The organism is Nocardia sp. TBRC8007 (assembly GCF_056629435.1).
In genome coordinates this window covers 1-11622 of sequence record NZ_JBWSOR010000054.1, presented here as the reverse complement: position 1 = coordinate 11622, position 11622 = coordinate 1, and the positions used below count along the sequence as shown (strand labels likewise).

General features: G+C 59.0%; 9 protein-coding genes and 1 pseudogene. 5 read left to right on the top strand and 5 right to left on the bottom strand.

Annotation, left to right across the window (positions count from 1 at the left end):
* Positions 1-431 precede the first annotated feature (431 nt).
* On the bottom strand, positions 432-1376 hold the full coding sequence (locus ACX4ZE_RS22155) for an alpha/beta fold hydrolase (protein WP_480275400.1): 945 nt from the start codon (positions 1374-1376) through the stop codon (positions 432-434).
* Positions 1377-1560: 184 nt separating this feature from the next.
* On the opposite strand from ACX4ZE_RS22155, the gene ACX4ZE_RS22150 reads away from it, so the two are divergent.
* Together ACX4ZE_RS22150 and ACX4ZE_RS22145 are read left to right on the top strand one after the other, a co-directional pair.
* Positions 1561-2508, top strand: a complete 948-nt coding sequence (locus ACX4ZE_RS22150) for a helix-turn-helix transcriptional regulator (protein WP_480275399.1) — start codon at positions 1561-1563, stop codon at positions 2506-2508.
* A gap of 357 nt (positions 2509-2865) precedes the next feature.
* Entirely contained in the window at positions 2866-3051 is a 186-nt protein-coding gene (locus ACX4ZE_RS22145; RefSeq protein ID WP_480275398.1) for a DUF6011 domain-containing protein, read from the top strand.
* Between the two features lie 504 nt (positions 3052-3555).
* Here ACX4ZE_RS22145 and ACX4ZE_RS22140 read toward each other — a convergent pair.
* Positions 3556-3885 carry a hypothetical protein gene (locus ACX4ZE_RS22140; protein WP_480275397.1) on the bottom strand — a complete coding sequence of 110 codons (330 nt, stop codon included), beginning with the start codon at positions 3883-3885 and terminating at the stop codon, positions 3556-3558.
* 155 nt (positions 3886-4040) lie between these two features.
* Here ACX4ZE_RS22140 and ACX4ZE_RS22135 point away from each other — a divergent pair.
* Both ACX4ZE_RS22135 and ACX4ZE_RS22130 read left to right on the top strand, forming a co-directional pair.
* Positions 4041-4933, top strand: a pseudogene (locus ACX4ZE_RS22135) (IS256 family transposase); the annotation flags it as partial.
* Between the two features lie 852 nt (positions 4934-5785).
* A complete protein-coding gene (locus tag ACX4ZE_RS22130; protein WP_480275396.1) occupies positions 5786-7036 on the top strand; it encodes a site-specific integrase in 1251 nt (416 codons plus the stop codon).
* A gap of 1000 nt (positions 7037-8036) precedes the next feature.
* On the opposite strand, the gene ACX4ZE_RS22125 is transcribed toward ACX4ZE_RS22130, so the two are convergent.
* The 3 genes from ACX4ZE_RS22125 to ACX4ZE_RS22115 all read right to left on the bottom strand — a co-directional run bounded on the left by ACX4ZE_RS22125 (position 8037) and on the right by ACX4ZE_RS22115 (position 10615).
* On the bottom strand, positions 8037-8219 hold the full coding sequence (locus ACX4ZE_RS22125) for a hypothetical protein (protein ID WP_480275395.1): 183 nt from the start codon (positions 8217-8219) through the stop codon (positions 8037-8039).
* Positions 8220-9002: 783 nt separating this feature from the next.
* Positions 9003-9905 carry a ParB/RepB/Spo0J family partition protein gene (locus ACX4ZE_RS22120; protein WP_480275394.1) on the bottom strand — a complete coding sequence of 301 codons (903 nt, stop codon included), beginning with the start codon at positions 9903-9905 and terminating at the stop codon, positions 9003-9005.
* Entirely contained in the window at positions 9905-10615 is a 711-nt protein-coding gene (locus ACX4ZE_RS22115) for a nucleotide-binding protein (protein WP_480275393.1), read from the bottom strand. Before ACX4ZE_RS22115 ends, ACX4ZE_RS22120 begins: the two co-directional genes overlap by 1 nt.
* 174 nt (positions 10616-10789) lie before the next feature.
* On the opposite strand from ACX4ZE_RS22115, the gene ACX4ZE_RS22110 reads away from it, so the two are divergent.
* On the top strand, positions 10790-11047 hold the full coding sequence (locus tag ACX4ZE_RS22110) for a hypothetical protein (RefSeq protein ID WP_480275392.1): 258 nt from the start codon (positions 10790-10792) through the stop codon (positions 11045-11047).
* Positions 11048-11622: the final 575 nt, after the last annotated feature.

Here is an 11622-nt window from a genome sequence, read left to right as displayed (position 1 = left end):
TTCAACTCGAACGGCGCTTCTTCGGACCGATCGAATCTACTTCACTAATCCTGAAGTTCGGTCAAGACACTCCACAAAGCACCGCACGAGCAAATCCGACCAGGTCCAGGGGCTTGGCAGACTACAACACCCTCAAGGAACTCGCGGGTTATCTCTTATGAAAAAGGCTCACTGAACGAGCTTGCTCGAAGCCAGGGTTGTGATCGGCGATTTCAAGGCCGATCACAACCGTCTGCATCGGCATTCAGCGCTGGGCTGTACATCCGGACGAATACACCCACATTCACTACCCGGTGGCCTGCGGGACCGATCGAATATCGAATGACATCACCTGACTCTATTCCCAGGTGGTCACGTTATCGGGGACTGCTCAGCCGGAAACAAATCCGAAACCGATCACACCGGACCGTAGGACCGGAAAAAAGTTTAGGCTAGCTCACACCTTGCTTTTCCAGCCATCTCAGAATCGTTTGGTTTGTTTCTTCCGGCTTTTCTTGTTGAATCCAATGACCGCAATCCAGGTTGACCACTTCTATATTGGGAACGAACTCTGTCAGTTTTTCCGACCTCCGGACCGGATCCCGATCGCCATAGATCATAAGTGCAGGCTGCTGGATGATCGGGTCCACATCCGCTAACAAGTACCAGTTACGATCGAGATTTCTGTACCAATTTATGCTGCCCGTGAACCCTGATGCTTCGAAGGCGGAGACAAAAACGGACAGTTCGCTGTCGTTCATCACGGGCTCACCTAGTGGTTTTTCCGCTCTGGCGAGATCGATCATCACCATACCCGGTTGAGGATCCCTGGGAGGCTCGTTCTTCCGGTACAAGTTGCGAAGGAACTGGAATGTGTTTTCTTCGAGCACTGCGTCCGCGACGCCTGGCTGTCGATTGAAGTGGACAAAATAGAAATCACTGCCGAACGTATATTCCATGAACTCGATCCAGGGTTTTTTTCCGCGCTCGAGATAGGGCAAGCTCAGGTTTATCACTTTGTTTACACGGTTCGGATGCAATAGGGTCAGCCCCCAGACGACGAATGCACCCCAATCATGACCAACAAAGGTGGCATCTTCGTATCCGTAATGATCGAGAAGCGCAATGAGATCTCCCGACAAGTGTTCGATATCGTACTCCGTTACTTCGGTAGGACGGGATGAGTTGCCATAGCCTCGCTGGTTCGGGACGATGACATGATAACCCGCTGCGGTAAGAGCAGAAATCTGATGGCGCCACGAAAAAGCATGCTCTGGCCAGCCGTGACAGAGCATGATGGGTTTTCCTGCATTTTCCCGGCCTGCTTCGAAGACTTCGAGTTCCACACCGTTGACTGAAATGAAGGTTGGCTCGGGGAAATCGATTGGATCAAACATTGCATTTCCTCTCTATCTTTCGGGGTGAGACAGCGAAGATGTCCAAAGATAGTTTCGGCGCACCCTGATAGGTCGAGAGTCGACACAGTCGTGGGTAGCGGGACTCGTCAGTGAAGTCATGTCGCCATCTTGCCGACAGAAACCGGTCACCCCATGACCGGTTTTATATGAAAGTGTTGTTAGGGTGCGAACCGACCGGCTGGTGGCCGTCCTCCTCTTACTGCAACGGCGCGGACAAGTGACAGCAGCAGAGGTCGCCCGAGAACTGGAGGTCTCCGAGCGCACTGCCCGTCGCGATCTCGACGCCCTGGCCATGGCCGGGGTGCCCCTGTACTCCATGCAGGGCAGAGGCGGCGGCTGGCGCCTCCTGGGCGGCGCCCGCACCGACCTGTCCGGGTTGACCGCAAGTGAAGCCCGCGCCTTGTTCCTGGTCGCCGGCCCGGCCGCGGCTGCGGCACCGGCCGTGAAAGCAGCCCTACGTAAGCTCGTCCATGCCCTGCCAGAGCCCTTCCGGGTTCAGGCCGAGGCAGCAGCGTCGTCGTTGGTCATGGACTCACAACGATGGGGTGCGAGCCGGATCGAGCGCCGATCACCTCGCTTTCTCGACGAACTCCAAGACGCGGTGATCCGCGGTGTCCAGGTGCGGCTCAGCTACGTCGACCGCAAAGGCGTCGAAACCGAGAGGACCGTCCACCCGCTGGGCATCGTTGCCAAAGGTCCGTCTTGGTACCTTGTCTCCAACACTGAGGTCGGCCGGCGGACCTTCCGGATCGATCGTGTGTCGTCCGCCGACCCGACCGACGATCCCGTGCACCGACCCGAGGACTTCGACCTTGCCAAGAGCTGGCGCGAGATCGCTGACGAGATCGACCGCAAGCGAACGCCTCTCGAAATCCAAGGGGTGTGCGCGCCCCGTGGAATAGGCCTGCTCCGGATAGCACTCGGCGGTCGGCTCGAGGTGGGACGTTCCATGACCGACGGCCGCATCGAGGTCGTGATCCGCGGCCGCAACGAGTACGCGATCGCCGGCGAGCTCGCCTGGCTGGTCGAATGGCTCGAGGTGACTGGCCCCCCTGGCGTGCGAGACCACCTGGCCTCGATCGGCAACGCGCTCGTCGAGCGATACGGCTGAGGCCTTCTCATACCCCTGGGTTACACGGTACTGCTGTCGAAAGACAGTGTCCGATACTCCGGCACCGAAACCTACCAGAGGAGAACAGGGCACACTACCATCAAGATTGGGATAGATCCGTTGAATCGACAGGCCCTGTCCCCGCCCCACAGCGACAGGCGCACCAGAACCCTGTTCCCACGCGGAGCCGCAAACGGACGGCCGGATAGCACCGGAAAACGCTCTGGCGGCACTCCTGGCCAGTCGGCACAGACAGCTGGGTGGCGTCCGCGAGCTTTCGTCACCACACCAAGAAGACGTCGCTCACTTATGGCACTCTGAGGAAGACACACATCCCGGCCGGAGGAGAGATCGCGCATGGTCGCGACCGAGACCGATGAACAGCCGACAGTACGGCTCGTAGTACACTGCCGCCGCTGTCATGGGTGGCTGTTATCAGCGGCCTCGGTAAGCGCGGGTATCGGCCCGACCTGCGCCGTGAAGGAACAGACCGAACAGCGCGCAGGCAGCGCAGCGCTGACACTGTTCAATATCGCTGCCTGATCGACCGCCGTCGACGCAGGACTCTGATCCTGGGCACTACCTGGTGATATTAGAGCATTTGTACACCGTCCGGGTACGTGCCCATCGGGAGGAAACCTGTTCACACGCGGTCCAGGCCCGCCGCCCAGCCTGCTCGAGACCGGGGACAGCGCTCTTTCTCCCCACCTCTCCACCGGGGATTTCGCACGTCGCCCTCATTTGAGGGTATCTCACCGTAGTATTTTTTGGTGTCGCTCCAGATAAGGGCAGTTATCCGGAGTCAGCACAACAAACGCTCAGGTCAAAGCCACTAAATCGAAAATACACGCGTCCAGCCAGGGTGACCGAAGGTTTTCTTACCATGCCGCGCCTGACCTGCCGACGGGGCTGCACGCAATCGCTGATCTCGGTTCGTGGGCGAGCCCCCATACTGCTTTATTTTATGGCGCTCAGCAGTTGTCATGGTGTGACGACTGCCCTCGACGCGGGATACCGGCTCCGAAACACCCTGCACCCAACGAACACTCAGGCCGAACGACGCTGGCGCTGAGCGAGCATATGCAAAATGGCGTCACGCGGTACCGAGTCCTCAGCCGAAGCCTCCACCATCACCCACTCGGAAACAAGCTCGTCGACACTAGAGCCGGCCTGCGCGGCGCGAGCCTGCAGCCGCTGAAGCATCGGCCACGGCAAGCGCAACGTCAGATCCAGTGGCAGCACCAAGTCGTTCGGACTCTCCAACCGAGGAATGTCGACCGGCGCAGCATCAGGATCCGGAGTGAAACTGTCGATATCGAAATCGGACCCATGGGCCTGGACCAGCGCGTCGTACAACGCAGCCGTGTCATCCTTCATACGGCTCATCATCGAGGTCATCGAGGTTGCGTCCAATAGCGTGGTGTACCGCTTGAGCATCGGACCTGGTCCGAGCGTGTCGTAGCCGGAGATGGGGAGGTCACCGCGTGATCCTTGAAGAGACCGTCCAAAGTCGCTTGAAGGAGAACTACGCGATGACCTCTGTCCAGCGTATCGACCCCAACTCCGGGTTCGATGCTCAACTCGCCGCTGCGAGTCCCGACCTGTTGCGGGAGATGTTGTCGAGCTTCATGCACACGATCATGAACGCCGAGGCCGATGCCATGTGCGGTGCCGGCTACGGCGAGCGATCCGAGGAACGGGTCAACCACCGCAACGGCTACCGGCACCGAGACTTCGATACTCGCCTCGGCACGATCGATGTCGCGGTGCCGAAACTGCGTCAGGGCAGCTACTTTCCCGATTGGCTGTTGGAGCGCCGCAAACGCGCCGAACGAGCCCTCACATCGGTGGTGGCGACCTGCTATCTGCTCGGCGTTTCGACCAGGCGCATGGAGAAACTCGTCGAAACGTTGGGAGTGACCAGACTGTCCAAGTCGCAGGTGTCGATCATGGCCGCCGACCTCGACGCCCAGGTCGAAGCGTTCAGCACCCGCCCGCTCGACCAAGGCCCCTACACGTTCATCGCCGCTGATGCTCTCGTGCTGAAGGTGCGGGAGAACGGGCGGGTGGTCAACGTCCACGCCCTGATCGCCACCGGTATCAACGCCGAGAGGGCTACCGAGAGATCCTTGGCCTGCAGGTCACCAGTGGTGAAGACGGCGCCGGTTGGCTGGCGTTCTTCCGCGATCTGGTCGCCCGCGGTCTGACCGGAGTCGAGCTGGTCACCTCCGATGCTCACGGCGGGTTGGTCGCCGCGATCGGTGCCACCTTGCCGGACGTGTCCTGGCAGCGGTGCCGCACTCATTACACGGTGAATTTGATGAGTATCTGCCCGAAGACCTCCTGGCCTTGGGTTCGTACCCTTCTGCATTCGGTGTTCGACCAGGCCGACACCGAATCGGTTGAAGCGCAATATGAGGCGATCACCCTGATACACCACACATTTGGACTTGACCGAAATGGGCAATACATCAATGGATCGACGACAAAACACCGGTCGTGAAGTAGCCTGGCCGAGCCCAAGCTTCTGGTCCTCTCCTGACTGTCCGCAAACGCTCCTCGGTGCGGGGCAAACGCCGCGACTTCGACCATAAATCTCCATGGTGACCTGATCGGACCTCCAGCACGACGAGGAAGCCAACCTCAGCAGGACCCTGATGGGCGGGATCCCGATGTATCTGCGTGGCGTGATCGAATGCGAAGGCCGGGTCCGCACCGAAGTCGTACCGGGACTCTGGTCACCGTCACCGCTGGTGGCAACCACCACAGCCTGGTCACCCCACCCACCACCGAGAGGTGCTGAAAGAGCGGCGCGGCATGGGCATGACCCACACGCACCTGCGGGGCTCCTGGAGCACCACAATGACAGCGAAACTAAAACGAGCGTTTCGACAGCTCGGTGCGAACTTCCGCTTCGGCGACTTGTTCGCATACCGCATCCGCGCGGTATCGGCTCAGTCCATGGTCATAATTTATGTTTAAATTGCAATATTATTATATTATGATTATTTGTTCTACTCACTGGCAAGGCTGCCTGAGCAAAAGAGAATTGCGGATCCTCTCTTCAAAGACTGGGCCCCGATCATGCCAGCGGTCATCAGAGAATTGGATCGGCTGATCGCACACAACCCGCCCCGTGCCCACAGCCTGGTCGGATAAGTTGTCAGTGAAACCGATCACTCTTCCGAATCGAAACAGCCGGTCGTACGCGAGCATTGTCGACGCAGAATCGCTCTGTGCCGGTGGGGTTGTCGGTTTGCACCGCTAAGCTCCGTACGTGACCGGTAAGGAGATCGAACTCTACCGCCCAACGACGCCGCCAGCGCTAGCGGATACCGAGATCGAGCGAGTCCGTATGGCACTGACGCCGCTCGGAATCATCGATGTGGACTCCGACAAGGAGTTGACAGCAGCACCGCTTCCCGCGTTGTCCGATGAGGATATCCGGCTGATCGGAAGATCCACTGCAACAGCGCAGGCACGCAACACGATCCGCTCTTATGCGACCGACTGGCGACGCTTCGGACGCTGGTGCGCAGATAACGCTACGCGGGGACACCAGGCACTACCTGCCCACCCGCTCACCGTCGCACTCTACATCAGCGAAGCCGCCGTACTGCGTGACAAGGAGGGTCGGCGACGCTACGCGCCACCGACCCTCACCCGGTGGGTAGCAGCAATCGGGGACCGCCACCGCGCGGCCGGTTTCCCGCATCCGGGCTCGGCGCGGATCGTCACCGAGGTCTTGAACGGCATCCGCAGAGCCTGCCGAGACAAGGGCGAACGTAGACCCAAACGCGCCGAACCCGTCCTTGTCGACGACATCCGCGAACTGATCGACGAAGCCCGGCGCCAGGCCGACACCGACGCTCAACGCATCGCAGCTCGCCGCGACACCGCACTACTGTTGATGGGCTTCACCGGGGCGTTCCGCGCATCGGAGATGACCGACCGGTGGATCGAAGACATTACCCCGCACAGGCATGACGGGCTCCATGTCCGGCTGCGAATCTCGAAGGGATCACAGGAGGAGGAAGTAGTAGTCGCGCTCCCACGCGGTACCGACCCCTCCACGTGCCCGCCCTGTGCCTGGCGACGCTGGTTCGACCTGGTGACCGCCCACGATGCCGGCGGTCGCAGCCACGTGCAGCGCCTGTTGAGCAAGACCGACGACAGCTACGAGCGGCATGTGTGTCGCAGGCGCCAGCCCGAGCTCCTGAACCCGAAGAACCCCGCCTTCCGTGCGGTCGACCGGCACGGCAATATCGCCTCCACCGCTCTAACAGCAGAGGCTGTCGGCGATATGCTTCGCCGCCGGTTGACGAAAGCCGGGTATGAGGAGGACGAAACCACCGCTTATGCGGGGCATTCACTGCGCAGCGGCTTCGTCACCCAAAGCCATCGACTCGGTGCCAGTGACTACGAGATCCAACGCCAAACGCGACACAAGTCAGTAGCTATGCTGCGCGTCTACGCCCGCGAACACGCACCTCTCGTCGGCAACGCCGTCATCCGCCTACCATGGTGAATCCCGACCAGGCGATGCGCTACCGATACGACTGGGAACGCTTCACAGACTGGTGTACCGCCCACAGTCACATACCACTACCCGCCGACCCAGCCGTGATCAGTACATATCTCACCACCGCACCGGCCGCACCTGCCACACAACGAAGTCGCCTCAGCGCTATTAACTGGGCCCACCGCACCGCAGGACTGCCCATACCCGGCCGGGCACCCGCCCTCAGAGAAACTCTGAACGCTGCCCGTGCCGCTCGGACAGCACGGCTGCAAGTTCTTATCGACAACCTCCTGCCGAACTTGCCGGTATGGGGATGGCCCGCAGGGCTATTCGGCCGCCGCGACGCGGCAATTCTGCATCTGACCCGCTCAGGGCTTTCATTCGCTCAGATCGCCTCTCTCACGCGGCATGAAATCACTGTCGCGTCCGAACAAGTCACAGTCGGATCCGGACCTCTTGCAACCCTTGACGCCACCGAAGACTCGGCCCGCTGTCCTGTCAGAGCCTTCCGCCGGTGGTCAGCAGTTCTCGATGTCATCCCACGACCGGCAGGAGTCTACCTTCTCGAACACCACCTCGAACGGCAGAGTCTCCCAGAGAACAACTCCGATCAGCAGGCCTTCGCTCCCGGCCCACTACTCTTCTCACTCGACCGCGATGGCCGCCCCGCCTTCAAGCCCATACCACTCACCCCCGGCTCGATCGGAATGATCACCGCATCCCACCTCCTCGGCCGGGCCTCCACCCATCGCCCGCGAAAACGGCGACAAGTCGAAAATTCCCCCGCAGAAACGACACTGACACTCGAAGACCACAGCCCTCCACTCGGTGAATACTTCGAGCGAGGTGTTACCGCCCGGAAGCGCGGACTCGACTCACTAGCAGAGATCGAAGCCCTGCTCGATGCCGCCGAAGCTCGAGCGGACCGTGTGCTGCGAATGTGGGGGTAAACCGCGGTTTACCCCTTGAACTGTCGAATCTGGGCTAGTTTGGACACCGGAGGAGGTTAGAAGGGGTAGAGGCACCGCATGTCATCGGTGATGGTGTAGCACCAGCAAACCAAGACATCAGTGGTCACGATGCCGATGTAGTCGGCAAACGTATCCACAAACTCGGCGGCGTTGACATCAGCTTGGCAGATGGGCGCAAATTCGAAGATCAGTTCCCTATCTCGGTGGCCAGCGCTCATAGTTGCTCTATGGCTGTGCGGCCTCCCGTATGTTCCGGTCCCCCGTAACGGTGCATTCAAATAAACGACTACGGATTTCGCACACGATGCCGCGCGCAGCAGCGGGAATATCGTCAGTGATACTTGGACTGTTGATAGCGATGCGATGAACGAATGCGACAGCAAACTCGTCAACGCGATCATGCAGACCCTACAAAGCCTGGTCAGATTAGCCCAAGACCTCTCACAAGAGACGGTCCAAACGTGTCGCCGACCTCGGGCAAGCACTAAGTAGTCCCAACGATATCGATCAATCGACACACCTGAGTGTGGCTGATGTCGAGTTCAGCAGGGCATAGTCAGCCCACGATGCGTAATCGAGCGCCAGCCATACCTGAGTACGATATACCCGGCACATGCACTGCTCGCCTGCCATGCATCCGCAATCGTGGTTTTCAGATCACTGGTCAGGATTCGGACCTGCGACATATCGATCAAAGGTAGAAGATCGGATAGGCCGTCGACCATTCCTCGATCGTCCCATATCGACCCGCGCGATGGAGCTGACTGTGCGGGCGAAACCGGTTGCGGCCGCTCGGTTGACGAGACCCTGCTCGGTCCGCGGGACCGAACACGACTTGAGCTCTAGGGTAAACCGCGGTTTACCCTCCGACCTTCCGATGGAGCGCACACAGGCCGTGATGGGTGGTAAACCGCGGTTTACCACCCATCACGAACTTCCCACACAGTCGACCATCAGGACCGTGTACTTCTTAGGATCAGAGAGTTCTCGGCGCCAGGGATCTACTGATCACTCGAGGCAGAGATCTGATTCAGTTGCTCGATCAGACCGACAACACCTTCCCCGCCGAGATAGGTATAGAGTGCCGACGCAAGGATACTGGTGCCAACGTCCCATTTCCTGAACGTCTTAGTGATTTTCGCAGCATCAACACTTCGCGACTCTGGCTTCGAACCGGCGGCGCCTTCATCTCTGCTGAGTTTCTTCTCGAGCAGGGCCGCCCATCGAGCTACCTGTTCCGGCTCCGGAACACGGCCGAGTTCACGTGCATCCCTGACCGCCAACTCACCCGCCCGCAGCTTCGCTTGGAGTTCCGGGGCAAGCTTCAGCAATGTAAGCCTCTGCGAGACCCACATTTTCGATTTCCCGAGCTGCCGTCCGGCTGCAGCGCCATTACCATCGCAGTCATCCACAAGCGCCTTAACCCCCCGTGCTTCGTCGATCACGTCGAGGTTCTCCCGTTCGACATTCTCGCGAAGCGATGCCGCACGAAGCGTCGCTCGTGTCACTGCGACTTCATTCTTGATTACGACTTCAAGGGTGGTACGTCCGTACTCGCGGGCCGCCCGCAAGCGCCGGTTCCCGTTGACAACAACATATTTGGCTGTCCCGAGTTGTGGCTCGAGATCCGACCACAGTTTCAGAAATATGTCACGATCCACGATGAGTGCAGGTTGGAGCTGGATCTCTGCGATAGATGCGAGATCATCGACATTCACCTTCTCCCGCGGATTGAGTGGATTGCCGATGAGGTCTTCGAGACTGATCTCTAGCGGCTTCCCGTCAAGCACGTGTGCCCGAGGTACCTGCTCACGAGCCGGCGGCGCGTTGCGGCCATCAATCGTTGAGTTCGCGCCAGTCGAATCCAAGAGATCAGCAAAGTCGGCACGTCCTCCCTTTGCCATCAGCGGGCTCCAGCCTTCAGCTCGAGAGCCAGTTTGCTGAAATCCGCCTGTGCCAGCAGCGAGACACGGCTACGGGGATACTCTGTGACGACAAGCCCGTCAGCTGCGGCCCGAGTGTGGACTTTGTAATGTCGAATCACGGTGTTGGCCAAAGGCCATCCGGCGAGGTTGATGTATTTCATGGTCTGCTTGAGATCTGAGTCACCATCGCGTGGATCCCAGTTGTTGATGACTACGGTGAAGTCCAAACCGCGTGGCTTGACGACCTTCTCGATCGTGCGGGCAGTTGGATCGAAGCTCAGTGGCTCCGGCTCGACAGGAACGAGGACGTGGTCTGCGAGATCAAGCACTGCACGAAGAGCATCGGCTGATGTACCACTGCCGAGTTCATCGCTGCCGCCCTCGCCGTTCTCCTGACCTATCCAGCCGGGGGTATCGACGTATACGTGCTTGATGCGGTTACCTTCTTTAAGTTTTCGCAGGCCACCGACGTCGTTGTGCGCCTGAACGATATGAAACGGTAAAGCCTTCACCCTGTCAGCCCACCAAACCGCCGACCCTTGCGGGTCGATGCTGACAGCCGCAACCGGCGAAAACGCGTCAGGGTCGGATCCAGTAAGGGCATCAGCGGTCGTAGCCGCCAGGTTAACGGTCAGGGTGCTCTTGCCGACGCCACCCTTCTGGTTCAGAACGACCTCGACATACACCATGGTTCTGCCTCCGTGTACTTCACCCAGTTGTAGTGGGCTACTTCGGATTTGATTGAGAATCGCCGCAATAGAACTACGACCATAAGAGAGAATATAAGATATATTTCTAGTGTCAACATTCATAGCGGCGATTCGTCGAACGGACCACACAGCCCCATGTCCAAGGAGCCATCTGTGAAGGCTGTTTCAAGTGCACCCACCAATGGCGAAACAACAGTGTCTTCGGAGCCATCTGTGGAACTACCGGTGCGCAAGGGTATCAGCAAGAAGCAGTTCGGTACGCAGTTACATGCTTCAACGATTGCGCGCCTCGAGTGGATCAAGAAGCGCGGCTACGTCATTTCGAAGACTGTGGATGATGCTGTCAATGCATGGCTGGACTCTGCCGGAGTGCCCCGACCCGATCAGGACGGGCGGATGCCGGAGAGCTGACGCCTACAAGGGATCGTTCCACTCCCTATCTAATGTCAGCTCTTCCTTGAACCCCAGGTGATTTCGTCACAGTGACGATTTGGCAATCAGTGAGGTTCGTGTAATGAAATCCGCAGTCAGACCGGCCTCAGGCATTCGAGAACGAGTGTTTCAAACTAGTAGATTGCACGGTGTGGGAAGTTTGTTGGAACAACGCCATGGGTTCGCCAGGCAGCTTCTCCCACTGCGAAGGGTAAACCATGGTTTACCCTTCGCAGTGGGAGAAGCTGCGCATGAAGTGACTGTACTGTAGGAGGTTTCGACTGCCCGCCCAAAAGTCATCATGATGCCTCGAACGTTGCAACGGCAGTCACCAACCGTCCGAGGGAATTCGTTGCAGTTCACACACAGCCGCACGTGAAGATGTAGACAGTGCGGAGTCAGACAACTGTCCGCGCCGCATAAGGGCTCGCATTTCAGGCGAAAGCGCTGATCGATGTTGTCAGCTAGCAGAACTGTTCTAGGTTGTGAAAGATCGGCCGGTGGTGGTTGCACCTGGGGCTTGCGACTGGTTGCATCCGAACTGCTGCAGGTGA

Bases quoted from the DNA above. Each gene is read 5' to 3' on its own strand.
- ACX4ZE_RS22155 (WP_480275400.1), bottom strand. From the start codon at position 1,376: ATGTTTGATCCAATCGATTTCCCCGAGCCAACCTTCATTTCAGTCAAC.
- ACX4ZE_RS22120 (WP_480275394.1), bottom strand. From the start codon at position 9,905: ATGGCAAAGGGAGGACGTGCCGACTTTGCTGATCTCTTGGATTCGACT.
- ACX4ZE_RS22125 (WP_480275395.1), bottom strand. From the start codon at position 8,219: ATGAGCGCTGGCCACCGAGATAGGGAACTGATCTTCGAATTTGCGCCC.
- ACX4ZE_RS22115 (WP_480275393.1), bottom strand. From the start codon at position 10,615: ATGGTGTATGTCGAGGTCGTTCTGAACCAGAAGGGTGGCGTCGGCAAG.
- ACX4ZE_RS22145 (WP_480275398.1), top strand. From the start codon at position 2,866: ATGGTCGCGACCGAGACCGATGAACAGCCGACAGTACGGCTCGTAGTA.
- ACX4ZE_RS22140 (WP_480275397.1), bottom strand. From the start codon at position 3,885: ATGAAGGATGACACGGCTGCGTTGTACGACGCGCTGGTCCAGGCCCAT.